The organism is Rhizobium cauense (genome assembly GCF_019511525.1).
In the GTDB taxonomy this organism is placed as follows: domain Bacteria; phylum Pseudomonadota; class Alphaproteobacteria; order Rhizobiales; family Rhizobiaceae; genus Rhizobium; species Rhizobium cauense.
Genome location: NZ_JAEUAT010000002.1, coordinates 560,418 through 585,132, shown reverse-complemented (window position 1 = coordinate 585,132; position 24,715 = coordinate 560,418). Strand labels below are relative to the sequence as shown.

Here is a 24,715-nt window from a genome sequence, read left to right as displayed (position 1 = left end):
CCTCTGGGGACGGCGGCGTTCGCGCGAATGCGGCGTCGAGTTGAGCCCCGGACGTGCCTGTGTGGCACACATGGCCCCCAGGGGAAGTGACACTTCCTCCGGCAAGGCGGCAGAGGGACCGGAGTTGTGGGCATAAACCGCCGAACGGGGCGCCGGGAAGCGCCATATTGTTCTTACTCCAGCGAGGCAATTTCCAGCGCCCCGTCCGAGTGAAGTGCAGGATCAAGCCACGGGCCGGAAGGGTCGCGTGAAGGCAAAGACGCGTCGTTGCAGCTCCACGGAAATGCTGTCGGCGCCGGCTCGACGAGACTGTAGTGCCAGAAATGACATCCACCCCATTGATCGCGATGGACGAACCCGGCATAGCTGCATTATGTACCAGAATGACAATCGCTAAGGGCCTGCAATGGTAAACTACATCGAAGCCTCTTCCGCGCCGTCGAAGAACACCGGCGCAATCAGGCTATACGGTCCCGAGGCTTTCGAGGGAATGCGCAAGGCTTGCCAACTCACCGCCCGTTGCCTCGATGAGCTCGCTGGTTTTGTGAAGCCCGGCCTGCCGACCGACGCTATCGATCGCTTCGTATTCGAATTCGGCATGGACAACGGCGCGGTTCCGGCGACCCTGAACTATCGCGGCTACACGAAATCAACCTGCACTTCGATCAATCATGTTGTCTGCCATGGTATTCCGGATGCAAAGCCGCTGCGTGAGGGCGATATCGTCAACATCGACGTCACCTACGTAGTCGATGGCTGGCACGGAGATTCCAGCCGGATGTACCCGGTCGGCGCAATCAAACGGGCGGCCGAGCGACTGCTTGAAGTGACCTACGAATCCCTCCTGCGCGGCATAGCGACCGTTCGTCCCGGGGCTCGCACCGGCGCTATCGGAGAAGCCATTCAGACGTATGCAGAAGCTGAACGCTGTTCCGTCGTGCGCGACTTCTGCGGCCATGGCGTGGGATCGCTGTTTCACGATTCCCCAAACATTCTGCACTACGGCCGTGCAAATGAAGGACCGGAACTTCGAGAAGGGATGATCTTCACGATTGAGCCGATGATCAACCTTGGTCGGCCACATGTGAAAGTATTGGCGGACGGCTGGACTGCCGTTACGCGCGATCGTTCCCTTTCGGCGCAATACGAACACACGGTCGGTGTCACCGCCGACGGCTGCGAGATCTTCACGCTTTCGCCCGGCGGCCTCGACCGCCCAGGCCTTCCACCCTTGAACCGATGAGCACTTGATGACGAAGGGTCCTGTTTCGCATTCCAACGACGCCGAACTGCCCTTCGCCACCAGCGATGCGAACGACGAACGCTCTTTCTTCGCGGAGCAGACCACCAAGCCTGGATCGCTCTCGAAGCCGCCCAACGTCTCCGCTCCTCTCGGCAAAGAGGAGCACTATCACGGACATCGGGAGCGGCTACGCGACCGATTTCGGCAGAACGGCGATACAGCCCTTGCCGACTACGAACTGCTCGAACTCCTGCTGTTCAGATTGATCCCCAGGCGCGATACCAAACCGATCGCCAAGGCGCTGCTCGAGCGCTTCGGTTCGCTCGCTGCCGTCTTCGGTGCACCGCTGCCTTTGCTGCAGGAGGTGAAGGGTATCGGCGAGGCTGTGGCGCTCGATCTGAAGCTGGTCTCGACAGTCGCACACCGGACGCTGAAGAGTGAGCTTCGAGGCAAGCAGGTCCTGTCATCCTGGTCGTCGGTGATCCAGTACTGCCACGCGGCCATGGCCCACGAGACCCGCGAGCAGTTTCGCATCCTCTTTCTCGACAAGCGCAACGCATTGATCGCCGACGAGGTGCAGGGACGCGGGACGGTCGATCACACGCCGGTCTACCCGCGCGAGGTCGTACGCCGCGCGCTGGAGCTTTCGGCAACGGCTCTCATCCTCGTGCACAATCACCCGTCAGGCGATCCGACACCATCGCGCGCCGACATCGACATGACCAAGATGATCGTCGATACCGCAAAGCCACTTGGAATCACGGTCCACGATCACATCATTATCGGCAAGGATGGCCATGCGAGCCTGAAGGGCTTGCGTCTAATATAGGGCGCCAAACCGCTTCAGGTGTCCGTCAGGTTAGGGTGGCAAGGCAAGGATGTTGCAACCGTCCTGCTCGAGACCTTCATGACGACGACTTTCGCTTCTCGCCTGTTTCCTCGTTCCAGGAAAGCAGCCGTCCTGTTGCTCACCATGCTGCTTGCCACTGTCGGCGGCTATGCCTTGTATTTGAAGACAACCACCAACTTTCATGCAGTCGTCGCTGGCGAAGTCTACCGGTCGTCGCAACCATCCCCACAGGCAATCGCGGACTTCTCGAAGCGCTACGGGATAAAGACCATCATCAACCTGCGTGGCGGGATCAACAGCCCGGTCTGGAACGCCGAAGTCGAACAGGCGCGGACGCTTGGCATCGAGCACATCGACTTCCCGATGTCGGCCTACAGGGAACTTTCCCCCGAGCAAGCGACGGAGTTGATCCAGGTCATGAAAGAGGCTCCGAAACCACTGCTGATCCATTGCCTCTCTGGAGCCGATCGCACCGGGCTTGCATCGGCGCTCTACCTGGCTGCGGTCAGCAAGACGAACGAGAAGGTGGCAGAGGGGCAGATGTCCATCCTTTACGGCCATATTTCGCTGCCGATCAGCCGCGCCTTCGCCATGGATCGCACCTTCGAGAAGCTCGAACCCCTACTTGGCTTCGGTGAATCCTGATATCGGCTCATAAAATATTCTGCAACATTGACCTGCTACCCGTGGACGCGCGACATATTGCGTCGCAAAAATGATTCCAGCTTTCCAATCGGGGCCAGCTTAATGTTCCAGTACGATCTCGTTGTTGTGGGTAGTGGTCCCGCAGGTCGCCGCGGCGCAATTCAGGCCGCCAAACTCGGCAAGAAGGTTCTGGTCATCGAACAGGGCAAGCGCGTCGGTGGCGTTTCGGTGCACACCGGCACCATCCCCTCCAAGACGCTTCGCGAAACGGCGCTCAATCTCTCCGGCTGGCGTGAGCGTGGCTTCTATGGGCGATCCTATCGCGTGAAGGAAGAAATCAGCGCGGAAGACCTTCGCCGCCGCCTGCTGATTACCCTCGATCACGAAGTCGAGGTCCTGGAGCATCAGTTCGCCCGAAACCGCGTGCAGCACATCAGGGGCAAGGCGAGTTTCCTCGATCCGGCGACACTCGAAGTCGTCAAGGACGACGGCGAGGTCCTCAAGGTCAGCGGGGCAAGCATCCTGCTTGCGGTCGGCACGAAGCCGTTCCGGCCCGACTACATACCTTTCGACAGCAAGACGGTCCTCGACAGCGATGAACTGCTTGATATCGAAGAGCTTCCGCGCTCGATGGCTGTGATCGGCGCGGGTGTCATCGGCATCGAGTATGCGACGATTTTCAGCGCACTGGATACCGCAGTGACCGTGATCGATCCCAAACCGACGATGCTCGATTTCATCGACCGGGAGATCGTCGAAGATTTCACCTATCAATTGCGCGATCGCAACATGAAGATCCTGCTCGGGACCAAGGCGGACAAGGTGGTGCGGCTCGACAACGGCAAGGTTGAACTGAAGCTCGACAATGGTCGCCACCTGGTGACTGACATGGTTCTGTTTGCCGCCGGGCGCATGGGCGCAACCGACACGCTCAATCTGGACGCAGCAGGGCTCGAAGCCGACAGCCGCGGTCGTCTCAAGGTCAATCCGGAAACCTTCGAGACCTCCGTGCCGAACATCTTTGCCGCAGGCGATGTGGTCGGCTTTCCGAGCCTCGCATCCACCTCTATGGAACAGGGCCGAATCGCAGCGCGCGTCGCCGTCGGCGCGGTGGCGAAGGAGCCGCCGAAATACTTCCCCTATGGCATCTACGCCGTGCCTGAGATTTCCACCTGCGGACTGACCGAGGAAGAAATGAAGGAGCGCGGCATCCCCTACGAATGCGGAATTGCACGTTTCCGGGAGACCTCGCGCGGACACATCATGGGTCTCGATACCGGGCTTCTGAAACTCATCTTCTCGCTGAAGACGCGGCGGTTGCTCGGCGTGCATATCGTCGGTGAAGGGGCGACCGAGCTGGTCCACATCGGGCAAGCCGTACTGAACCTCAAAGGCACCGTCGAATATTTCGTCGAGAACACCTTCAACTATCCAACTCTCGCCGAGGCCTACAAGATCGCCGGTCTCGATGCGTGGAACCGGATGGGCGATATCAAGTCAGAGCTATAAAGCTCTGGCTGCCAAACATCGCTCTAACAACAGAAAAATAAAGCGAAAACAAAGGCTTATTGCACCTGCGTCAATCGTCTACACATGACGCGACCGCGTCAGGTTCCTTTAGAAAAGCTTCGCTTGCATAGTCCGCAGTCTCTGATAGCGTGCCCTGTTGGGGGTCCTCTTACCAGCGAGTGACTGTGCAAAATTCTTCAGAGACCGCCGAACGGAACTTCCAACTTGTCCTGATCAAACCGTCGCATTACGACGACGATGGTTACGTGATCCGGTGGTGGCGAGCCATGATCCCGTCCAACTCCTTGGCCGCGATTTACGGAATTGCCGCCGACTGTGCTGAGCGAATGGTCCTCGGGCCGAATGTCAAAATCGACGTTACGGTCATCGACGAGACCAATACGCGGGTCAATATCGCCGCACTGCTGAAGCGTTTCCAACAAAACGGCAATTTCGGAATGGTCGGTCTGGTCGGCGTGCAGTCGAACCAGTACCCGCGCGCGCTTGATATAGCGCGTCCCTTCCGTGAAGCCGGCATTCCTGTCTCGATGGGAGGCTTCCACGTATCGGGCTGCCTTGCAATGCTCGACGGTAAGGCTGTCGGCCTCGATGCCTGTCGCGAGATGGGCATCTCGATGTTCGCCGGCGAGGCAGAAGGCCGCCTGGACCGCGTCCTTCAGGATGCCGCCGGCGGCAAGCTTGAGCCACTCTATAATTTCATGAACGATCTGCCGAGCATCGAAGGTGCTGCCGTTCCGTTCCTGCCGAAGACCAATGTCGCCCAGACACTCGGACTGAGTACGAGTTTCGACGCCGGTCGCGGTTGCCCGTATCAATGCTCCTTCTGCACGATCATCAACGTCCAGGGGCGCAAATCGCGCTTCCGAACTGCTGACGATGTCGAGAAATTGGTGCGCATGAACTGGGCACAGGGCATCCATAAGTTCTTCATCACCGACGACAATTTCGCCCGCAACGGGGATTGGGAGGCGATCTTCGACCGCCTGATCGAACTCCGGGAAAAGGACGGCATTCCACTTGGATTGATGATCCAAGTCGATACTCTCTGCCACAAGATCCCGAACTTCATCGAGAAGTCCAAGCGTGCCGGCGTCACCCGCGTCTTCATCGGGCTTGAGAATGTAAACCCGGACAATCTCACGGCGGCCAAGAAGAACCAGAACAAGATCACTGAATACCGCAAGATGCTGCTTGCTTGGAAAGCCCAGGGCATCATGACGCTCGCGGGCTACATTCTCGGCTTTCCCGCGGATACGCCAGAGACGATTCGACGCGATATCGCCATTATCCAGCACGAATTGCCACTCGATGTCATCGAGTTCTTCGTCCTCACGCCGCTGCCGGGCTCGGAAGATCACCAGACCTTGTGGAAGAAGGGCGTCGAGATGGACGCAGATCTCAATATCTACGACGTCGAGCACGTCTGCACCGCGCATCCGAAGATGAGCAAGCAGGAGTGGGAGAGCATCTACCAGGAGGCATGGTCGCTCTACTATTCACCCGCGCACATGAAGACACTGCTGCGTCGGGCTGTTGCAACAGGCGTACCGCTCGCCAGCCTCGTCAAGGTGCTGGTGTCGTTCGCGACGACGGTACCTTTGGAGAACGTTCATCCGCTCCAGAGCGGCCTGTTGAGGCTCAAGCACCCCTCTGAGCGCCGCCCGGATCTCCCCAAAGAAAGCGCCGTGACGTTCTGGCCGCGCTTTGTCTGGGTAACTGTCCGCAAGCATCTATCGCTGGGTGCCACGATTGCCAGCCTCGCAGTCAGCGCCTTCTTCATCGCGCGCGATAAGGAATCGAAGTCCTATATGGATCAGGCCTTGACACCGGTTGGTGACCACGAAGACGAGACGCTAGAGCTATTCACCAAGACGGCTGGAGGACGGGCTGCGGTCTCCCATATCCACAAGGTCGCGGAATTGACCCACGCCCACAAGGTCCGGCCTGCGGTCTGACCCAGTAAATAGCGCGGTGTTGAGCTACCTCTGCGCCGCCGATATCGTCGCGATGTTTAGAAGCGACGCGGCTTGGAGCGTGTCGATGAATTCCACGCATTCAACGAGCTTCCCATTGTCGAAGGTCATCTTGTCCATGACCTCTGTGTTGAAGTGCGTCGTGCCGTAGCGCATCTGGCCCTTGCGGTGCACAAGCGCGACGTTCCCCTCAACACAGATGTCGACAATCTCGAGCGCCTTCATCTCCCAGGTGTCGATAAAGTGGCGCATCGTTGCGCGAAGCGCCGCGGGCCCGACAACCGGGTCCGTAAGCGGTGTCAGTTCAGGGCTCCCGGCGATACGGAAAACGCAATTGTCACCGATGAATGACATAAGCTGATCGAGATCGCCCTCAGCCCTCGCCTCGAAAATCTGCCTTACGATTTCCTTCAAGTCAGCGCCCGATGTCATCTCAAACCCTCCCCGACAGGCCACGCCCAGCTTGCATCAGATCAATCTAAACTGCAACCACTCGGTGCGCGCTGGGGTATAGCCCGCCATGCCAGTGCCGAACGGCAATCACTGCCCCTGAAAGTAAAAAACCCCGCACAAGGCGGGGCTTTCTGTAGTTGATTTGGCCGAAAATTACTCGGCGCTCTCCTCGGAAGCCTTCTTCTTCGGAGCGGCCTTCTTCTTCGGAGCGGCGGCTTCTTCGCCTTCAGCAGCTTCGGCCTTGGCAGCAGCCTTCTTCTTCGGAGCAGCCTTCTTGGCTTCCTTGTCGGAAGCTTCGCCTTCTTCGTCGGCGAGCAGTTCTTCCTTGGTCACCTTCTTGTCCGTGACGTCGATCTCGGTCAGCAGGTGGTCGATGACCTTCTCTTCGAAGATCGGAGCGCGGATCGAGGCGGCTGCGCCCGGCTGGCTGCGGAAGAAGTCAAGGATCTGCTTTTCCTGACCTGGATACTGACGCAGCTGCTCGTAGATGGCGCGCTGCATTTCGTCTTCGCTCACTTCAACGCCGGCCTTTTCGCCGATTTCGGAGAGAACGAGGCCGAGGCGAACACGACGCTCAGCAAGCTTCTTGTACTCTTCGCGAGCCTTCTCTTCCGTCGTATCTTCGTCTTCGAAGGTCTTGCCGGACTGAGCGAGGTCGTTGGCAACCTGGTTCCAGATGCCGTTGTACTCGGCTTCGACGAGCGAGGCAGGCGTCTCGAACTTGTACATTTCGTCGAGCTGGTCGAGGATCTGACGCTTGACCTTCTGGCGGGTCATCGAGCCGTACTGCGACTCGATCTGGCCGCGGACGATTTCCTTCAGGCGGTCAGCCGATTCAAGGCCGAGCTTCTTTGCCAGTTCGTCGTTGATTTCAACGTCGGCCGGAGCGGCAACGTCCTTGACGGTGACGTCGAAGGTGGCTTCCTGGCCAGCCAGGTTCTTGGCCGGGTAGTCAGCCGGGAACGTGACGGTGATGGTCTTCTCGTCGCCAGCCTTGGTGCCGACCAGCTGGTCTTCGAAGCCCGGGATGAAGCGGCCGGAGCCGAGAACGAGTTCGGCGCCCTGATCGGTACCGCCGTCGAAGGCAACGCCGTCGACCTTGCCGACGTAGTCCATCGTGATGCGGTCGCCGTTGGCGGCCTTGCCCTTCTTGGTTTCGTACGAACGGGCGCTTTCAGCAACCTTCAGAACCTGCTCGTTGACTTCGTCTTCCGAGATGTCGACGACTTCGCGCGTGATCTTGATGCCCTTGTTGGACTTCAGTTCGATCGGCGGCAGAACTTCGTAGGAGAGCGTGAACTCGAAGTCCTTCTGAGCGGCGAGGATCTGTTCTGCCTCGTCCTTGTCTTCCGTCATCGCGATTTCTGGCTGCGTCGCGGACTTTTCGCCACGCTCGGCCAGGATGGCGGTCGGCTGCTCGCGGACGATCTCGTTGACGAGGTCGGCCATGATGGACTTGCCGTAGACCTTCCTGAGGTGAGCGGCCGGAACCTTGCCCGGACGGAAACCGTTGATGCGGACCTTGTCCTTCACGTCGGCAAGACGCTCGTTCAACTTGACTTCCATGTCCTTGGCCGGGACTACGACCTTGATTTCGCGCTTCAGCCCTTCAGCGAGCGTTTCGATAACCTGCATGTTTTCCTACCTTCATTCGTGGCGGCCGTGCCCAGACGCCGTTCGTTTCGATGAGCACGACGCCGGAAAGTTGCCGGGCGTGGCTTGTTCTCAATTCTTATTCATTCCGCCCGAGGCGGAACGGCGCTTTGCTGCCGGGTAATCGAGAGGCACCTGTTCGGTCCCCCCGCCTGCAAGCCAGCTTTGGTGCGGGTAGAGAGACTTGAACTCCCACGCCTTGCGGCACCAGAACCTAAATCTGGCGTGTCTACCAATTTCACCATACCCGCGTTCTCAAAAACCGCATGCATATGCCTGCACATGAGGCCTTCCGGAGCGCGGCGTCTCTATATCACCCGATTTGGTAGAGGCAAAGGAAAAATGAAGGACAAATGACAGGGATTTTGCCCGCAACGGCAGGCCTATGAGTCAATCCGCTTCAACTCAGTAAAGTGGCTCGTCATAAGCAGGCTTACCATCGACAAGCAGGCTTCTTATCTGCGGCGTTCCATTCGAGGCCACGCGAACGGCAACGGAGACCTCGCCGTCCTGGCGGGCCTGCTCGAGCGCCGTCCCCTGCCCTTCAGGCACATAATAGCGTTCGATACCGTACTCGACGCGGATATGATCAGCAGAACTAGGCCCGTAACTATAGAAAGGCCTGCTGTGCAGAAGCACGGTACCCGGCTCGTCCGGCAGGCGTTGGAACGATGATTCGACGATGCCCGAGAAGCCGCCATCTCCGGGTTTCAACCGCACCCAAATGCTCGTCTTGCCAGGATTTTGCGGTACGCCGCCTGCGATCGAAGAGACCGGGACGGAGGAGATGTCGTAATTCAGCACCACATAGTCACCCCGGAGAAAATCGCGTGGGTCGACGGGAGCAGTCTTCAGGAGAACATCGGTGCCGTTGCGCAGGATCGACGCGCGGCTCTCGATCACATAGCCCAGTATCAACGTCTGGAGCGCGGCAACAATGATAGCAGCAACAAGATAGCGGCGCGCCGAATTCCGAATCGAGAACACACTCACAGGCTTGCCTCCGCGGACCTAGTGGAAAATCGGCGCTCAAGGCGAATGACGATCCAGGCAACCGCCGCGACGAACAAGCCCGAGAACAGGAAAAGGCTCGACGTGCCGAGAATGGATCCGACAGTCACCGATGCGAGGTACAGCATTTCGACGGCAAATACGGTGTAGGCCAGATAGCGTACGGCGCCGTTATTCCTGCCTTGGAGCGCAATCGCAAGGACCGCGCTCCCCAGCGTTACGATCGCCAGCGCCACGAAATGCCAACCACTCTCCAGCTCAACATGCAGGAAGAACAGGCCCATCGTGGCAACAACAAATGCGTAGAAGGCGGGAGCGGAACCGGCGGTTCTGACCAATTCGGAAAGCCGTGGTATCGGCAGACTGACAATCACGAAGACCAACATTCCAGCGACCGCATAGACGAGCGCGAGCCAGAAATTCTCGTTCATCGCGTAGAGCCAGGCAAGCCAACCAACGAGCAACAGGTACGCAAGATGGCGGACGCGGTCCGCACCGGTGAAACGAACGAGACCGATAACAACAGCAGCCATGAGCGGCACGACCCAGGGATCGGCGCCAACCCAGCGTGTATCATAGGCGCCGAGATATGCAGCGAAGCTGCCCCACGATAGAAAGCCTGCGACAGCTGCGACAACGCCGGATCGAAACAGGATCGCCGAAATCACGGCCATCGCAAACCAGAGATACATGACGGTCAGCTCATCTCCCGACAGGTGATACATCTGCCCAACCAGCGAGATTGCGCCGCCAAAGGACAAGGTGCCGATCACGAGCAGACCGCCAGCCGCGGCCGTCGCGCCGCGCCTCAGCATCCCGGCCGCGCCGAGATGTACGGCCCAGATGATCACAAGAATAACAGCAACGCGCACGAGGCGTGGAATGGCTTCCCAATTCGAAGCGACGACAAGCAGGATTGCAGCCCCGAGCAGGATCGCAGCAAGGATCATGAGGACATTGCCGAGGCTAAAGCTCGCCGGCCTTCCATCATATTCCTTCAGCAAGGCTCCCGCCGTCGCCTGGGGCAACAGCCCTTTCTCCACCCAAACCGAAAGATCTCGCTCCAGCCGACCGCGGTACATGCCCTACTCCGCCAAATGCGCGACGACGCGCCTTCTGATCACCTTATAAACGTTCAATGACCCTCAGGGAAATATTCCCATGCGAAATCCTCAGGGGAGGAATTTGGGGCGCGCATTAACTTAAAGATAACGCCAAATCGCTAATATATACCTCAAGTTCTCAAGCCATGCATTTACCGCATGGGCAGCATGAATATATTGCACTGCAAAATATCGATCAGGCATTCTATATCTGTGTTCACAAGGCAAGGGGATGGCGCCCAGCCCCGGTTTTTCCGGAAGCCTGCGAAGATGATCTTCGTAACGAAATTCGGAGCAGCGCACTCCTCCTCCCAGCGCCCTCCGATAGACTGACAACACTCCTCCTCCCAGTTGTCAGTCATTCCAATGACGCCCACCGGATCCTCCCCCGGTGGGCGTTTGGTTTTCAGGGGCTCGCCCGCCCTAAGCCCCAGCGCGCGGAGGACTTTTCCTCGAAGATTGAGTCCGAGGATATCCCGCCGGCGACCTCAGGCTGATCTGGCGGCCCGAGATCAATTGATAAGCGCCGCTCGCAGCCATTGCCTGTCGACGGGCCACCGCAATCATAGCCGGCCACCACCCCTCGGCATGAAAGCGAGCGTGTCGGCCATCTGCCAGCCTCCATTTTGCCTATTGATTGACCAAATGACGGCCAAATCCCGAAATCGAAGGCCTTAGGTCTGCATTCAACGCATAGGTGATCTGAAATCTTGTCTCTGTTACTACTTCGCAGCGCAACATATATTCCAGTCATCAAATAGAGGTCAGCGCCGATAGGCGGCAGCTGGCAGATCGCAAGCCCTAGGAAAGGGGATCAAAATGAACTTCGCACGCTCTTTCAATAACTGGCGCAAGTATCGTCAGACCGTTACCGAACTCGGCCGCATGACCAACCGCGAATTGCACGACCTCGGTATCGATCGTTCCGACATTCATCGCGTCGCTCGCGAGGCTTCTGCCCGCTAATCCAAGCGATCAGCTATCCTCCCAAGCAGATCGCCTCGACAAAACGCCCGCTGCCCCTGGCAACGGGCGTTTTCTTTTGTCCGCCTGTTACCTTGCGGAATGGTTGCAGCCGTTTTTAGCTCCCTCGGGCACGCTCAGAAAATAATCTCTGCATCCAGAATAAGCATCACATGCACAATTGCATAGCAGATGCCTTTTCTTTGCACTGCACAATATGACAGAGAACACCTATATGGATGTCAACGCTGAGACGGCGATGGCGCCGGTCTCGCTCACCACTCTGAGGAAGACGAAAATGAACCCGATCCGCATTGCAAGAAGCTGGCTCAGCTACCGCCGCACACTTAGCGAACTTGGCAGCCTCTCCAACCAGACGCTCGCCGACATCGGCGTTAGCCGTTACGACATTCGCACGATCGCTTCCCGCTCATTCCGCTAATAGCGCGAACGTGAAGTTTCCAAGACGGCGCCCCAGGGCGCCGTTTTTGATTCCGGGGACACCCGCGCTGCGTCGACAGGACACCGCCTGGCTGATCTGTTGATAGGCGAACACCTGACTTCTTTAGGGTGGACTAATATTAACCATTGTGAAAGTATCCGGCCGTTGCCCAATGGAGACATGCGTAATGTGCCGATACAATCTCCGCATGGAGGATGGTCTGTGGACCGTCGTCGACGCCACGACACAACAGCCGGCTGAACTGAACGGTGTGCAGATGGCGCGCATGACGTGGCGCGAGGCATGCGACATGGTCGATATCCTGAACAATCTCGATCGAATAAGCTTCCTGTCAAAGCGTATTCAAGCCTCGGCCAGAACAATGGCCTGAGCACCGCCACTGCCGAGCCTGCTGCCTCGGCTTCTACAGCCCCAGGCTCTTTAGCTTCTCGACCGCAAAATCCACGAACGCCCGCGTCTTGGCCGAGACATGTCTACCCTCCACATGAACGACATGGATCGGCAGGGGCTCTTCTTCATATTGGTCAAGCACCGTTCTCAACCGACCGGCGGCAATATGCTGCGCCACCTGATAAGACAGAGCGCGAGACAACCCCCATCCGGTCACCGCCGCGGATATCGATGCATCGACAGTATTGCAGTACATACGCGGATGAAGCTTGACGGGCGTGTGGTTGGGCGAGAAGTGCCATTCCAACGGCGCCGAGGAGCCCGTATTGAAGATGGTGATGTGCCGAGACAGGTCGGCTGGCGTCGCCGGTTCGCCATGACGCTCGAAGTAAGCGGGAGCGCCACAGACGACGCGGCGCACGCTGCCAACCCTAATCGCCTGGTGCTCAGAATCCTGCAGGTGACCGATACGAATGGCGACGTCGATGCCCTCTTCCACAAGATTGACCATCCTATCAAAGAGATGCACGCGTCCCGTAACGGCCGCGTGCATGCTAAGAAACTCAGTCATCGCAGGGACGACGTGGATCTGACCGAAAAGCACCGGTGCCGTAACGGTGAGGATTCCCGATGCTGTTGAATGGGATCCACCGGCGGAAGCTTCCGCTTCGTCGATATCGCTGAGTATCCTTCTGCAGTCATCCGCGTAACGACTGCCAGGCGACGTCAGCTTCACGGATCGCGTTGAGCGCACGAAGAGCCGCGCCCCTGTGGCCGCCTCCAGAAAAGCGATCGCGCGGGTGACAGCCGGCGGGCTCATGTGAAGCTGGCGCGCGGCCTGCGCAAAGCTCGCCGTCTCCGCGACCTTCACGAAGACCCTCATGCATTGAAGCCGATCCATCAGAGCACCTTATTCCGCTATATGAAATAGTTTCTTTCATATTATCGCAATTCTACGCACATACAGAAACAATTATTGTTCGGTCACCTCAAACATGGAGACCAGACAATGAAGCTGTACTCGCACCCTCTATCGGGCCATGCCCATCGCGCCCGCCTCTTTCTGTCGCTTATCGATGTCGATGTTGATGTCGTGCAGGTCGACCTAGCTGCCGGCGAACACAAGAGCGCCAATTTCCTTGCACTCAATCCATTCGGGCAGTTACCCGTGCTCCAGGATGGCGACATCGTCATCAGCGATTCCAATGCCATCCTCGTCTATCTCGCCAAGAAATATGCACCTGAGGTCTGGCTCCCGGAGGAGCAGGTGGCTGCAGCGGCGGTTCAGCGCTGGCTATCGGTTGCCGCCGGTGAGATTGCCTATGGTCCCGGTGCTGCAAGGCTTGTGACCCTGTTCGGAGCGAAATTCGACCCCGAGGAGGTTATCGCGAGAGCTCATCGAATCCTCAAGCTGATCGATGATCATCTCATCGATGGCGAATGGATCGCCACGCACCGGCCGACCGTCGCCGATGTTGCACTTTACAGCTACATCGCCCGCGCGCCGGAAGGGAATGTCGACCGCTCGACCTACCGCAACGTGACGGCTTGGCTTGAGCGGATAGAAGCCCTGCCCGGCTTTCAACCATTCCAGAAATCGCCAGTCGGCATTGTCGAGGAGGCCTGAGGCGTCGACCACGCCGCAGCCGACCACCACCGATGAAGGAGCCAGCCATGCCTATCGATGCACAAAGCACTATGCGCTCCCCCTGGCATGTCGGGGAGATAACGCTGCAGGAAAAGGTCGGCGTAGCCGACCGAATGAACGAGGTGGGCCGACGCGTACTGCGAGATCATCTGATCGATCAGCACCGCCATTTCTATCCGCAGCTGCCGTTCATCGTCCTGGGAACGGTAGATACGAATGGCAACGCATGGGCGACGTTGCGCGCCAATCGTCCGGGCTTCCTCGAGAGCCCGGACATCCATACGCTCAGCGTCCGCCTTCCGCGCGAGCACCTTGATCCGGCCGACGCTGGAATGGACGACGGCGATGCCATTGCCATGCTCGGGATCGAGCTCCACACGCGTCGCCGCAACCGGTTGAACGGCACCGTGCATAGAACCCAGCAGGACAGCTTCGACGTGCGTGTGGGGCAATCCTACGGCAACTGCCCGCAATATATCCAGCTGCGCGATTATGAATACGTTCGTGATCCGGTACAGCCCTCCGACCACGGGCCAGTCAGTTTCGATAGGCTTGATGGTCGTCCTGCTGAAATGATCGCCAAGGCGGACACTTTCTTTGTCGCCTCCTATGTCGACCGGGAGGGTGAGGACCGCCAAATCGATGTTTCGCATCGCGGCGGCAAGCCGGGTTTCGTACGAATCGGCGAAGACGGTGTCCTGACAATCCCCGATTTTGCCGGCAATCTCTTCTTCAATACGCTGGGCAACATCCTCGTAAATCCGCGCGCGGGATTGGTTTTCGCGGATTTCGAGAGCGGAGACCTTCTCCAACTATCGGGCGATGCGGAGGTGATCCTCGACTCGCCTGACATAGCGGCCTTCCAGGGTGCAGAGCGGCTCTGGCGCTTTCGGCCGAAGCAGATCGTCTACAGGCAAGAGGCGTTGCCGCTCCGTTGGCATTCGCGTGCCGACGGCCCCTCTCCCAACTCCCTGATGACCGGCAGTTGGGATGAGGCCGCTGCACGGCTTGATGCGACTGCCCTCGCCAAGAGCTGGCGGCCCTTCCGCGTCGCCCGGATCGTCCAGGAGAGCGCAAGCGTGCGCTCGTTCCATCTCGAACCGACAGACAAGGACGGGATCATTCCCCATGTCTCCGGGCAGCACTTGCCTGTCCGGATTCCCGTGAAGGGATCTGATGTGCCGGCAGTGCGCACCTATACGATCTCCTCGGCGCCGTCGGATGGAACGTATCGCATCAGCGTCAAGCGCGAGGGGCTTGTCTCGACCCATCTTCACGACGCGATCCGTGAGGGAGACATCATAGAGGCCCGCGCGCCTGCCGGTGCGTTCACCATCAACGCCGCCGAGAGACGCCCTGCCGTTCTATTGGCGGCAGGCATCGGCATCACACCATTGCTGGCGATGTTGCGGCATGTCGTCTACGAAGGCCGGCGCACTCGGAGGATACGACCGACCTGGCTGTTTTACTCCGCGCACAGCAAGTCGGAGCGTGCGTTCGATACCGAACTGCAGGCGCTCGCCGCGGCATCCGGTGGCGTCGTCAAGCTCGTCCGCCTGCTCAGCGATACTGCCGATGCGGTCGACGGCGAAGACTACGAACGACAGGGACGTGTCGACATGAACCTGCTGAGCACAGTGTTACCGTTCAACGACTATGACTTCTATCTGTGCGGTCCAGCAGGCTTCATGCAGTCCGTTTACGACTGCCTGCGCGGGCTGAATATTGCCGATGACCGCATCCATGCCGAAGCGTTTGGACCGGCGTCTCTCCAGAGGTCACGGAACGAAACCACGCGGCCGCCGGCACGCGCCGCCGCTGGTGAGCCGCAGCCGGTGTATTTCATGCGCTCAGGCAAGGAGGCTCGCTGGCAGCCAGGATCAGGCACATTGCTGGAACTCGCCGAAGCACGCGGCTTGGCGCCCGAGTTCAGCTGTCGCCTCGGCAATTGCGGCAGCTGCAGGACCAAGATCCTCTCGGGCGCCGTCGCCTATATCAAGGAGCCGACCGCTGATGCGGCCGATGACGAAGCGCTGATCTGCTGCGCCGTGCCGGCAGCGGGCGAAGCAGGTGCTCGGCTGGAACTGGATATCTAGAGATGCCGACGCCGCATCGAGCTGACGTCAATTCTTCGGTTTCCTGCGGCGGTCCAGCGTGATAATCAGCCGCGCATGAACAAGACCTCTTCCTATTCTCCCATCCACGTCGTCGGCGGCGGCCTCGCCGGCTCCGAGACCGCCTGGCAGATCGCCAATGCCGGCGTTCCCGTTATCCTGCACGAGATGCGTGGCGTGCGCGGCACAGATGCGCACAAGACCGACGGGCTAGCCGAACTCGTTTGCTCCAATTCCTTCCGCTCCGACGACGCGACCAGCAATGCGGTCGGCGTCATCCATGCCGAGATGCGTTTGGCGGGATCCCTGATCATGGCCTGTGCGGACAAGCACCAGGTCCCGGCCGGTGGCGCACTGGCGGTTGACCGCGACGGTTTTTCCGATGCGGTCACCAAGGCGATCCATGAGCACCCGTTGATCACAGTCGTCCGCGAGGAAGTGACGGGCCTGCCGCCGAAAGAGTGGGACCTTGCAATCGTTGCAACCGGCCCCCTGACAGCACCTTCACTGGCCAGCGCGATCCAGGCGGAGACGGGCGCGGATGCGTTGGCGTTCTTCGACGCGATTGCGCCGATTGTTCATCGCGACAGCATCGACATGGACATTTGCTGGTATCAGTCGCGCTACGACAAGGTCGGTCCCGGCGGCACCGGCAAGGACTACATCAATTGTCCGATGACCGAAGAGCAGTACAACGCCTTCGTTGACGCCTTGATTGCCGGTGATACGGTCGGATTCAAGGAATGGGAAGGAACTCCCTACTTCGACGGCTGCCTCCCGATCGAAGTCATGGCGGAGCGCGGTCGCGAAACGCTGCGCCACGGCCCAATGAAGCCGATGGGACTGACCAATTCGCACAACCCGACTGTCAAGGCCTACGCGGTCGTGCAGCTGCGGCAGGACAATGCGCTCGGCACGCTCTACAACATGGTCGGTTTTCAGACGAAACTGAAGTACGGCGCCCAGGCGGAGATCTTCCGCATGATTCCGGGGCTCCAGAATGCCGAATTCGCGCGCCTCGGCGGACTTCATCGCAATACCTACATCAATTCGCCGACCTTGCTCGATGCGTCCCTGACTCTCAAGTCTCGCCCGGGCCTGCGCTTTGCCGGACAGATCACCGGCTGCGAAGGCTATGTCGAAAGCGCCAGTGTCGGACTCTTGGCAGGTCGGTTTGCCGCCGCCGAGCGAAAGGGCGAAGCTCTATCGCTCCCGCCTGCGACCACAGCGCTCGGATCGCTGCTTGGCCACATCACCGGGGGCCATATCGTCAATGATGAAGAGCCCGGCAAGCGGTCGTTCCAGCCGATGAACATCAACTTCGGCCTTTTCCCGGAGCTCGAACCCGGGTCTATCGTCAAGCCCGAGGGTGTAAAGCGCTTCCGCGGCAAGGACAAAACCATCATGAAACGCCAGCTGATAGCAAAGCGCGCGCTCGCCGACTGCGCGAACTGGCTTGGCCTCGACACGAAACTCGCCGAGAGCGCATAATTCGCTCGCGGCATGGGCGCCCCCGATCCGGCGCCATCGGCAGGATCGTGGGCGTCATGCCAAAGAGACGTTCCAACGGAGCGGGCTGATGGCGGCATTGTTTCAAAGTACGTCCATGCCGGACCGGGATTGGTGGTCCGTGCTGTGGCCAGATCCGGACGCGCTGCTTTGGCAAGTCGGGATCAGACCCGGCATGAGCGTGCTCGACCTTTGCTGCGGTGACGGTTACTTCACCGGCCCACTCGCTGCGTTGGTCGACGGACGCATTGCGGCACTCGATCTCGATCCGGACATGATAGAGCTGGCGAAAGCTGAAGTTCAGCGAAGAGATGCGTCCGTCCGCCAATGGATTTGCGCGGACGCCACCTGCGTGGCTGAATGTCTTGATGAAGCTGTCGACTATGTCTTGATTGCCAACACCTTCCATGGCGTTCCTGACCCTATTGGTCTTGCGCATTCCGTTAGGGAAGTTCTACGGCCAGACGGGCTGTTCTGCATCGTGAACTGGCATCCGTACCCGCGCGAAGAAACGATGGTTCTCGGCAAGCCGCGCGGGCCGCGAACCGAAATGCGTATGTCGCCAGAATCCGTCCGCCGGGTGGTTGAAGCCGCTGGCTTTTGCTTGCTGCGGATCGTCGACCTCCCGCCCTACCACTACGCGGCGATCTTTCAGCTAGCGTGAGACCCGCGCCGCGCCATTGCAGCTTGAACCGGCGGACAGGGAACCGATCCGTATGAGCAGAAGACACAACAGTCGCCTTGCTTCGGCTTGAGCGTTGTGCCGCAGCCGCAGCATTCATAGACGCAGACGCAGGCGTCAACCGGCTCGTTTCTACCGATCGGTGGCTGCAGGCAGGGCATGTCAGAGTAGACTGCCGCTGTTCCATTGCGTCACCTCGAGAGGCTGCTCCTAATGCGCGATCGGCCCCTCAGCTTTCCTCCAGGCGTCGATGCCGCCTTGGATATGGAAGGCCAAGGGAAGGCCAGCATCGTGGGCTGCCTGTACTGCCATTGCCGACCGCTCGCCAAAAGCGCAGTAAAAAAGCAACCGTTTCCGCGTCGAGTTCGCCAGTTCATGCAGCATGCCGCCGGCGCCAATGCTCTCCTCGAGCGAGGGATAGGGTACATGCAGTGAGCCGGGGATTGTTCCGTTTCGCTGCCGCTCGGCGTTCTCGCGCAGATCGATCAGCGCCACGTCCCCAAGACCGACCACGCTGAGCGCTTGCTGGGCCGTCAGAGCCCAGCCATGGCGCATGACGTTATCCTGGTTCATCCCGACCTTCATGTTGGCCGGGACCGCAACATCCATCATCTTCGGGTTTGACAGTTTCAGATTGTTCATCAGGTCGGCATATTCATCGGCTGACTTCACCTGCAGGCGCGGGTTAAAGGCCCTTTCCTCGCCGATGGTGGAAACCGTGTCGCCCTTGTAGTCGTGCGCGGGAAAAACCAACGTCGAATCCGGAAGCTTCAGGAGCCGCCCGAAGATCGATTCGAATTGCGCCCTTGGGTCGCCGTTCTGGAAATCGGTCCGCCCTGTACCCCGAATGAGCAACGTGTCTCCGGTGAACACGCGGTCGGGGAGCCCGAAACTATAGGAATCGTCCGTATGGCCCGGCGTATAAATGACGTCGAGCGAGAGCCCTTCGATGGTCAGCTTGTCGTTGTCGGCGAGGCGCATCGAAACAACGTCCGCCTTCGTCTGCTCTCCCATCACGGTGATGCAATGGGTCTTGTCGCGCAGAGCGCCAAGACCAGTGATGTGGTCGGCGTGGAGATGCGTATCCACAGCCTTGACCAGTTTCAGGTCGAGTTCGTGGATGAGTTGGAGATAGCGGTCGACCCTTTCGAGCACGGGATCGATAATCAATGCCTCGCCGCCCTTCCGGCTTGCGAGTAGATAAGAATAAGTACTCGATACCGGATCGAACAACTGCCGGAAGATCATCCACGCCTCCTTCGGGCGCCATAGTTCAGACTATCCATGCGGCTGCGGCACGATCCTGATATAGGGCTTCGGTGCCCGCCAGCCTTGTGGGTATTGCTTCTTTGCGTCGTCGTCCGAGACCGAGCCGGCGATGAAGACGTCCTCACCGTTCTTCCAGTTCACGGGCGTGGCGACCTTGTGCTTTGCAGTCAGTTGCAGTGAATCGATCACCCGCAGCACTTCGTCGAAGTTGCGGCCGGTGGTCATCGGATACACCATAACCAGCTTGATTTTCTTGTCAGGACCGATGACGAAAATATTCCGGACGGTCTGGTTGTCGGCCGGTGTACGCTCCGTGGGATCGCCCGACACAAGCGCTGGCAGCATGTTGTAACGCTTCGATACGGCATAGTCGACGTCCGCGATCATCGGGTAGTTGGGGCGATAGCCCTGTGTCTCCTCGATGTCCTTCATCCAGCCGGCATGGCGGTCAAGCGGGTCTACCGAAAGACCGATTATCTTCACGCCGCGCTTGTCGAATTCAGGTTTGATCCGCGCCATATAGCCGAGTTCGGTCGTGCAAACCGGCGTAAAGTCCTTGGGGTGCGAAAACAGCACCGCCCAGGAATTGCCGATCCATTGATGAAAACTGATCTTGCCTTCGGTCGTCTGAGCTTCGAAATCCGGAGCGGTATCATTGATTGCAAGCATCACGCACCTCCATCGCGTTTGTGATTAAAAACTCAAACATTCACCGGATGAGCGCAAATCTTGCTCCTATTTCCATCGGCAGGCAACGGCAAAACCACTCACGCAGAATGCGCGGCGACCCCGAAGGCGACCGTCGGCGACGATCGCTGCCGGGTGCCAACAACGGAGACGAAATACTGACGTGTGACGAGGCTATTGACCGTTTGCCACCGTCGAGCTTTGCGGCGGAAGTACCTTGTCGGGCGCGGCGACATAGTTGCCGAGCAGCCACAGGGAGACCTCAGATGCCTCCTTGGCAGACGCGAATTCGAACGTGCCGCTCTGATGCGGAGCATCAAGGAACTGGATGTTGATGCCCCTACCTGTCTCGGAACTCAAGACACGCACCCTGCCCGGCTCGATGACATGGCAAGAGTAATGCCGCTGCATGTTGCGCATGAAACCCGCCTTGTTGTCATGCAAGCGCACGAAGACCGCCTGTCCGTTGGCCGTTGCCTGCAATTGGCGGATCGCCTCATTGGGGAAGGCCCGGTTGAACTCAATGATTGCAAGCCCGGTATCGTGGAGCCCATCCTCCTTGTCCTGGGCGGCCATGCGCGTCGAAACGAAGGCGATGAAAATGACGATCGCGAAAATAACGCACCAGACGAGAATGCTCACATCGCTCTCCAATCAAAGCTGCAACGGCGCATTTATAGCGCACCAGCCTTGCGCGAGTTTAAACAAGATCAGATTTTCTTGCGTATCAACGCGAGCAGCATGTCTGCTTGCCGTCGCAACTGCGACCGCTGCAACTGACGCTCAAACAATCCGGCGCCTGCCCTCTGGGCGCTGATGAGAACGGGCTCGGCCAAAGCGATGGGCAGAAAGGCTGGAAATACCGTCGGCGATATCGCTACACGTCTCGCCTTCGCCAGATGATCACGCCCCAGTCCGGCAAAGGCTTCGATCGCTGCCGAGATACGCTGCTTGTCCTCGCCAGCAAGGAACGCATCGCGATCCAGTCCCGTTGCGGACAGGATTTCGAGAGGAATGTAGAGCTGGCCGCGATGGCGATGAAGCGGCATCAGAAGCAGCAGGCCCGCTATCGCTTGCCCCACGCCTGCATGACCGGCCGCCTCGGCGGATCGCCCGGCTTCCTCGGGTCCAAGCACCAGGCTAGCCAGTTGAACGAGTGCGGACGCCGTCTCGCCAGCATAGCCCTCGAGCGAGACCCGTGTCTCCATCGGATCATCGTAGAGATCGAAGATGCGAGCGTCGATCATATTTACGAGGGTCTGTCGCGGCAATCGGTAGGCTTCAATCGCTGAGAGCAAGGCCGAGGCAATCGGATTTGCCTGGGTCGAACCATGTGCGTTCCCCTCCAGCAGGTCACGCCAGTATTGCATGCGCACTTCTCCCGGAAGCGGCTCATGCACCAGGTCGCGAATCCGTGCCAGCTCGGCATTGAACGCGTAGAGAGCCGCCAAGGCATCGCGTTTCTCGGCCGGCGACAGCAGGCAGGCAAGGTAACGATCGCGGTCATTGTCGCGCAGCGTCGCCAGGCAAATATCCTGGTTCGTCAAGGACTGATCGGTCATTGTCAGACCGCAATCAGCGCCGCAGCAACGGCGCGGGATTCCATGAGCATGATATTGAAGGTGCGGACTGCTGCGCCGGTATTCATGGGATCCGATGAAATGCCCGCGGCCTTCAAAACCGCCTTCAGATCGGGCGGGATCGGGCGCATATCGGTGCCGGTCCCGATCAGCAGGACCTCGATCTCGGCTGCCTCATCGAGCACCTTGCGAAAATTCGCGATGGAAAGCGGCTGCGACATATCCATGTCCCAGCCGTAGATGCCAGACGGCAGGCAAAGAATAGAGCCCCGATGGGACATGTCGGCGAAGCGGAAGCCCCCGTTGCCATAAGTGTCGATGGGCGCGCGTCCCGGGAAATGCGCCTCGCGGATTTCTATGCCTCTTGCCATATTCTCACACTGCGGGATTGCCAGGGCTTGTGCCCGGCTCAGCCACTTTCTTGTTTTGGTCGTCGTCGAGCGCGTCCGGGCGAAGCTTGAACGCTATGAGCACGGGCGCAGCTATGTAGATGGAGGAAAACGTGCCGACTGCAACGCCGAACAACATCACGAAGGCGAACGGGCGAATCGCCTCGCCGCCGAAAAGGCACAGCGCCGCCAATGCCAGCAACGTCGTCGCAGCGGTCAGAACAGTGCGCGACAGCGTCTGATTGATCGACGCGTCGATCAGGATCGGCAGGGGCATTTTCGGGTAACGCCTGAGATTTTCACGCATACGGTCGTAAACCACGACCGTGTCATTGAGCGAATACCCGATGACGGTCAGGATCGCCGCAACGCTCATCAGATTGAATTCCATGCCTGTCAGCACGAAAAGGCCGAGCGTCAGGATTATATCGTGCAATGTTGCGATGATCGCGCCGATTGCGAACTGCCACTCGAAACGCAGCCAGATGTAAAGCAATATGACAGCGAGCGAACCAAGTATGCCCAGTGTCGCAGCCCTGGTCAGTTCACCGGACACGGCAGGGCCGACAACCTGCGCACTCCGAACGTCGTAGTCGTCCCCGAGTTCCTGGCGCAGCAGGGTCATCGCCGATTGTTCGGCGTTCTCGCCGCCGCCTTGCGCCTGAATGCGGACCAATGCAGTCGATGGGTCGGCGAGGCGACGAGCCGCGATATCTCCCATGTTCAAGTCGCTTAAACGCGCACGGATATCATCGGGATCCGCAGTCCCCTGCTTCGCTTTGACCTCCACGACCGAACCGCCGGCGAAATCGACGCCAAGGTTCGCACCGAACGTCGCAAAACCGGCCATCGCCAGGATCGAGAGGGCGGCCGACACGGTGAAGGTGTAGCGCCGGATGCCCATGAAACGGATGTTTGCGTGATCGAAAATACCCGTGTGAACATCCCTGGGCAGATGCCGCGGATGCTTTCGATGGAGCCAGGTGACGACAATCCAGCGAGTCAGCGTGAAGGTCGTGAAAACGGTCGTCAGGATGCCCGCAACAAGCGTCACGGCAAAACCGCGAACCGCATCACTGCCGAGATAATAGAGAATGATGGCAGCGATGACGATTGTGACGTTCGCGTCGAGGATCGTCACGAAAGCACGAGAGAAGCCTTTGTCGATCGCATCAGCGAAGGATTGGCCGGCTTTCGCCTCCTCACGAATTCGCTCGTAGACGAGCACGTTGGCGTCGACTGCCATGCCGATGATCAGAACGATGCCGGCGAGACCCGGCAGAGTGAGTGTCGCGCCAATCACGCTCAGCACGGCAAGAATCAGGAGGAGATTCAGGACAAGCGAAATGCCGGCAATAATGCCCAGCTTGCGATAGAAGGCAAACATCAAGCCGGTGACAAGGATTACGGCAACGAAGCCCGCGATCACACCGGCACGCTTCGATTCCGCACCGAGCGCCGGGCTGACAGTGCGCTCCTCGACGGTCGTCAATGTCGCCGGCAGCGCACCGCTGCGCAGCATCAACGCAAGGTCGTTGGCGCCGTCGGCGCTGAAGCTGACCGGCACCGTTCCGGTGCCATCGAGGATCGGCGCGTTGATCAGCGGCGCCGCCATGACCTGATCGTCAAACAGGATGGCAAGGTGCCGACCGATGTTCTGGCGCGTCTTCTGCGCGAGGCTTTCGGCGCCTTCGGCATCAAGCTTATAGGTGATCGCAACAGCGTCCCCTTGCCCATCGGCGACGGCCTGAACATCGACAAGGTTCTTGCCTGTGACGAAATCAGTGCGATCGACCAGATACGGAACAGGCGGATCGTCCAGTGAGTAGAGCACTTCGGACGTCGCCGGCCAGCGACCCGCCAGGGCCTGCTGCCCGGACATGCTTTCATCAATCATCCGAACCGACAGCTGAGCAGGCTCGCTCAGAATATTCTTCAGCCTCTCAGCGTCGACGGAACCGAGCGTCTTGACGTCGATACGGTCATCGCTATCGGCGCGAACGGAAAAATCCGCTATCCCAAGGCCGGCGATACGGCGCTCGACAGCCGGCAAGGATTGCATCTGGGCGGCGGCGATGCCTTCATCGATGCTGTCGTTTGAAATTCGCAGGCTGAGCTGCCCATCCGCTCCCTTCTGCAGGGATACATTCTGGACCGAACCGCCGAACCAACCGCCCTTCGTTGTCGCCGTCAATGCACTCAAGGCATTGACCGCAGCATCCACCTGGCCAGCATCGGTAATCTTGACGGTGATATCCTGGTCGGTGCCCGTCAGACCCGTGTAGCGAATATTGGCTTCGCGCAACCTGCCGCGAACACCGGCGACCGTGCGTTCGAGCCGGTCCTTCACGATATCTGCACGTTCAATCTGGAGAAGCAGATGGGAACCGCCCTGCACGTCAGGACCGAGGACAACGCGGCTGTCGGCCAGCCATGCAGGCAGCTTCGAACGCTGCGCCTCAGACAATAGATTTGGGGCCGCGATTACCACGGCCACCAGCACCAAACACCAGATCAGAACGGACTTCACGCGGGAAAAACGATGCATTTTCTCTCGACT

23 protein-coding genes, 1 tRNA gene and 1 pseudogene are annotated in these 24,715 nt (G+C 59.2%); 12 read left to right on the top strand and 13 right to left on the bottom strand.

The window, feature by feature from the left end:
* Positions 1-406: 406 nt before the first annotated feature.
* The 5 genes from map to JNB88_RS06150 all read left to right on the top strand — a co-directional run bounded on the left by map (position 407) and on the right by JNB88_RS06150 (position 6,223).
* On the top strand, positions 407-1,243 hold the full coding sequence (gene map, locus JNB88_RS06170) for a type I methionyl aminopeptidase (protein WP_220354678.1): 837 nt from the start codon (positions 407-409) through the stop codon (positions 1,241-1,243).
* 7 nt (positions 1,244-1,250) lie between these two features.
* Positions 1,251-2,072, top strand: coding sequence for a RadC family protein (gene radC, locus JNB88_RS06165; RefSeq protein WP_220354677.1), 822 nt, complete (start codon positions 1,251-1,253; stop codon positions 2,070-2,072).
* A 78-nt stretch (positions 2,073-2,150) separates the two neighbouring features.
* Positions 2,151-2,738, top strand: a complete 588-nt coding sequence (locus tag JNB88_RS06160; RefSeq protein ID WP_220354676.1) for a dual specificity protein phosphatase family protein — start codon at positions 2,151-2,153, stop codon at positions 2,736-2,738.
* A gap of 102 nt (positions 2,739-2,840) precedes the next feature.
* Positions 2,841-4,247: a Si-specific NAD(P)(+) transhydrogenase gene (gene sthA, locus JNB88_RS06155; protein WP_220354675.1), complete on the top strand. Its 1,407-nt coding sequence runs from the start codon at positions 2,841-2,843 to the stop codon at positions 4,245-4,247.
* A gap of 185 nt (positions 4,248-4,432) precedes the next feature.
* A complete protein-coding gene (locus JNB88_RS06150; RefSeq protein ID WP_220354674.1) occupies positions 4,433-6,223 on the top strand; it encodes a B12-binding domain-containing radical SAM protein in 1,791 nt (596 codons plus the stop codon).
* Positions 6,224-6,247: 24 nt separating this feature from the next.
* Here JNB88_RS06150 and JNB88_RS06145 read toward each other — a convergent pair whose 3' ends face one another.
* From JNB88_RS06145 to JNB88_RS06125, 5 genes are all read right to left on the bottom strand, one after another.
* Positions 6,248-6,673: a nuclear transport factor 2 family protein gene (locus JNB88_RS06145; RefSeq protein ID WP_220354673.1), complete on the bottom strand. Its 426-nt coding sequence runs from the start codon at positions 6,671-6,673 to the stop codon at positions 6,248-6,250.
* Positions 6,674-6,847: 174 nt separating this feature from the next.
* Entirely contained in the window at positions 6,848-8,329 is a 1,482-nt protein-coding gene (gene tig, locus JNB88_RS06140) for a trigger factor (protein WP_037127598.1), read from the bottom strand.
* 184 nt (positions 8,330-8,513) lie between these two features.
* Positions 8,514-8,598 (bottom strand) — tRNA-Leu (locus tag JNB88_RS06135).
* Positions 8,599-8,752: 154 nt separating this feature from the next.
* On the bottom strand, positions 8,753-9,340 hold the full coding sequence (locus JNB88_RS06130; protein WP_037127596.1) for a GDYXXLXY domain-containing protein: 588 nt from the start codon (positions 9,338-9,340) through the stop codon (positions 8,753-8,755).
* Positions 9,337-10,440, bottom strand: a complete 1,104-nt coding sequence (locus tag JNB88_RS06125; RefSeq protein ID WP_220354672.1) for a DUF2157 domain-containing protein — start codon at positions 10,438-10,440, stop codon at positions 9,337-9,339. The genes JNB88_RS06130 and JNB88_RS06125 overlap by 4 nt, the downstream gene beginning before the upstream one ends.
* Before the next feature lie 840 nt (positions 10,441-11,280).
* Between JNB88_RS06125 and JNB88_RS06120 the strand changes: the two genes are divergently transcribed.
* From JNB88_RS06120 to JNB88_RS06110, 3 genes are all read left to right on the top strand, one after another.
* Positions 11,281-11,427, top strand: a complete 147-nt coding sequence (locus JNB88_RS06120; RefSeq protein WP_007532236.1) for a DUF1127 domain-containing protein — start codon at positions 11,281-11,283, stop codon at positions 11,425-11,427.
* A gap of 295 nt (positions 11,428-11,722) precedes the next feature.
* Complete coding sequence (locus JNB88_RS06115; protein WP_081930708.1) at positions 11,723-11,866, top strand: DUF1127 domain-containing protein; 144 nt, start codon at positions 11,723-11,725, stop codon at positions 11,864-11,866.
* A 187-nt stretch (positions 11,867-12,053) separates the two neighbouring features.
* Positions 12,054-12,257 carry a hypothetical protein gene (locus tag JNB88_RS06110; protein WP_037127590.1) on the top strand — a complete coding sequence of 68 codons (204 nt, stop codon included), beginning with the start codon at positions 12,054-12,056 and terminating at the stop codon, positions 12,255-12,257.
* A 33-nt stretch (positions 12,258-12,290) separates the two neighbouring features.
* On the opposite strand, the gene JNB88_RS06105 is transcribed toward JNB88_RS06110, so the two are convergent.
* Positions 12,291-13,178, bottom strand: a complete 888-nt coding sequence (locus tag JNB88_RS06105; RefSeq protein WP_220354671.1) for a LysR family transcriptional regulator — start codon at positions 13,176-13,178, stop codon at positions 12,291-12,293.
* A 108-nt stretch (positions 13,179-13,286) separates the two neighbouring features.
* Here JNB88_RS06105 and JNB88_RS06100 point away from each other — a divergent pair, with 108 nt between their 5' ends.
* The 4 genes from JNB88_RS06100 (at position 13,287) to JNB88_RS06085 (ending at position 18,212) form a co-directional block, all read left to right on the top strand.
* Positions 13,287-13,904, top strand: coding sequence for a glutathione S-transferase family protein (locus JNB88_RS06100; RefSeq protein ID WP_220354670.1), 618 nt, complete (start codon positions 13,287-13,289; stop codon positions 13,902-13,904).
* A 47-nt stretch (positions 13,905-13,951) separates the two neighbouring features.
* Positions 13,952-16,021 (top strand): 2Fe-2S iron-sulfur cluster-binding protein, encoded by a 2,070-nt coding sequence (locus JNB88_RS06095; RefSeq protein WP_220354669.1) that lies wholly within the window; start codon positions 13,952-13,954, stop codon positions 16,019-16,021.
* Between the two features lie 75 nt (positions 16,022-16,096).
* Positions 16,097-17,530 carry a methylenetetrahydrofolate--tRNA-(uracil(54)-C(5))-methyltransferase (FADH(2)-oxidizing) TrmFO gene (gene trmFO, locus JNB88_RS06090; RefSeq protein ID WP_220354668.1) on the top strand — a complete coding sequence of 478 codons (1,434 nt, stop codon included), beginning with the start codon at positions 16,097-16,099 and terminating at the stop codon, positions 17,528-17,530.
* Positions 17,531-17,618: 88 nt separating this feature from the next.
* Positions 17,619-18,212 (top strand): class I SAM-dependent methyltransferase, encoded by a 594-nt coding sequence (locus tag JNB88_RS06085; RefSeq protein ID WP_220354667.1) that lies wholly within the window; start codon positions 17,619-17,621, stop codon positions 18,210-18,212.
* Here the strand turns inward: JNB88_RS06085 and JNB88_RS33435 are convergent.
* The 7 genes and pseudogenes from JNB88_RS33435 to secDF form a co-directional block, all read right to left on the bottom strand.
* Positions 18,200-18,417, bottom strand: a pseudogene (locus tag JNB88_RS33435) (GDCCVxC domain-containing (seleno)protein). The gene JNB88_RS06085 and the pseudogene JNB88_RS33435 sit on opposite strands and share 13 nt — an antisense overlap.
* Before the next feature lie 23 nt (positions 18,418-18,440).
* The gene (locus JNB88_RS06080; protein ID WP_220354666.1) at positions 18,441-19,478 is read right to left on the bottom strand and encodes an MBL fold metallo-hydrolase; all 1,038 of its coding nucleotides are present in this window, start codon (positions 19,476-19,478) and stop codon (positions 18,441-18,443) included.
* Positions 19,479-19,508: 30 nt separating this feature from the next.
* Positions 19,509-20,168, bottom strand: a complete 660-nt coding sequence (locus JNB88_RS06075) for a peroxiredoxin (RefSeq protein ID WP_220354665.1) — start codon at positions 20,166-20,168, stop codon at positions 19,509-19,511.
* A gap of 192 nt (positions 20,169-20,360) precedes the next feature.
* On the bottom strand, positions 20,361-20,828 hold the full coding sequence (locus tag JNB88_RS06070; RefSeq protein ID WP_220354664.1) for a hypothetical protein: 468 nt from the start codon (positions 20,826-20,828) through the stop codon (positions 20,361-20,363).
* Between the two features lie 68 nt (positions 20,829-20,896).
* Positions 20,897-21,748, bottom strand: coding sequence for a phytoene/squalene synthase family protein (locus JNB88_RS06065; RefSeq protein WP_220354663.1), 852 nt, complete (start codon positions 21,746-21,748; stop codon positions 20,897-20,899).
* Positions 21,749-21,750: 2 nt separating this feature from the next.
* Entirely contained in the window at positions 21,751-22,137 is a 387-nt protein-coding gene (locus JNB88_RS06060; RefSeq protein WP_220354662.1) for an Mth938-like domain-containing protein, read from the bottom strand.
* 4 nt (positions 22,138-22,141) lie between these two features.
* Positions 22,142-24,703 carry a protein translocase subunit SecDF gene (gene secDF, locus JNB88_RS06055; protein WP_220354661.1) on the bottom strand — a complete coding sequence of 854 codons (2,562 nt, stop codon included), beginning with the start codon at positions 24,701-24,703 and terminating at the stop codon, positions 22,142-22,144.
* Positions 24,704-24,715: the final 12 nt, after the last annotated feature.

Bases quoted from the DNA above. Each gene is read 5' to 3' on its own strand.
- map (WP_220354678.1), top strand. From the start codon at position 407: ATGGTAAACTACATCGAAGCCTCTTCCGCGCCGTCGAAGAACACCGGC.
- radC (WP_220354677.1), top strand. From the start codon at position 1,251: ATGACGAAGGGTCCTGTTTCGCATTCCAACGACGCCGAACTGCCCTTC.
- JNB88_RS06160 (WP_220354676.1), top strand. From the start codon at position 2,151: ATGACGACGACTTTCGCTTCTCGCCTGTTTCCTCGTTCCAGGAAAGCA.
- sthA (WP_220354675.1), top strand. From the start codon at position 2,841: ATGTTCCAGTACGATCTCGTTGTTGTGGGTAGTGGTCCCGCAGGTCGC.
- JNB88_RS06145 (WP_220354673.1), bottom strand. From the start codon at position 6,673: ATGACATCGGGCGCTGACTTGAAGGAAATCGTAAGGCAGATTTTCGAG.
- tig (WP_037127598.1), bottom strand. From the start codon at position 8,329: ATGCAGGTTATCGAAACGCTCGCTGAAGGGCTGAAGCGCGAAATCAAG.
- JNB88_RS06125 (WP_220354672.1), bottom strand. From the start codon at position 10,440: ATGTACCGCGGTCGGCTGGAGCGAGATCTTTCGGTTTGGGTGGAGAAA.
- JNB88_RS06120 (WP_007532236.1), top strand. From the start codon at position 11,281: ATGAACTTCGCACGCTCTTTCAATAACTGGCGCAAGTATCGTCAGACC.
- JNB88_RS06115 (WP_081930708.1), top strand. From the start codon at position 11,723: ATGAACCCGATCCGCATTGCAAGAAGCTGGCTCAGCTACCGCCGCACA.
- JNB88_RS06110 (WP_037127590.1), top strand. From the start codon at position 12,054: ATGTGCCGATACAATCTCCGCATGGAGGATGGTCTGTGGACCGTCGTC.
- JNB88_RS06105 (WP_220354671.1), bottom strand. From the start codon at position 13,178: ATGGATCGGCTTCAATGCATGAGGGTCTTCGTGAAGGTCGCGGAGACG.
- JNB88_RS06100 (WP_220354670.1), top strand. From the start codon at position 13,287: ATGAAGCTGTACTCGCACCCTCTATCGGGCCATGCCCATCGCGCCCGC.
- JNB88_RS06095 (WP_220354669.1), top strand. From the start codon at position 13,952: ATGCCTATCGATGCACAAAGCACTATGCGCTCCCCCTGGCATGTCGGG.
- trmFO (WP_220354668.1), top strand. From the start codon at position 16,097: ATGAACAAGACCTCTTCCTATTCTCCCATCCACGTCGTCGGCGGCGGC.
- JNB88_RS06085 (WP_220354667.1), top strand. From the start codon at position 17,619: ATGGCGGCATTGTTTCAAAGTACGTCCATGCCGGACCGGGATTGGTGG.
- JNB88_RS06080 (WP_220354666.1), bottom strand. From the start codon at position 19,478: ATGATCTTCCGGCAGTTGTTCGATCCGGTATCGAGTACTTATTCTTAT.
- JNB88_RS06075 (WP_220354665.1), bottom strand. From the start codon at position 20,168: ATGCTTGCAATCAATGATACCGCTCCGGATTTCGAAGCTCAGACGACC.
- JNB88_RS06065 (WP_220354663.1), bottom strand. From the start codon at position 21,748: ATGACCGATCAGTCCTTGACGAACCAGGATATTTGCCTGGCGACGCTG.
- JNB88_RS06060 (WP_220354662.1), bottom strand. From the start codon at position 22,137: ATGGCAAGAGGCATAGAAATCCGCGAGGCGCATTTCCCGGGACGCGCG.
- secDF (WP_220354661.1), bottom strand. From the start codon at position 24,703: ATGCATCGTTTTTCCCGCGTGAAGTCCGTTCTGATCTGGTGTTTGGTG.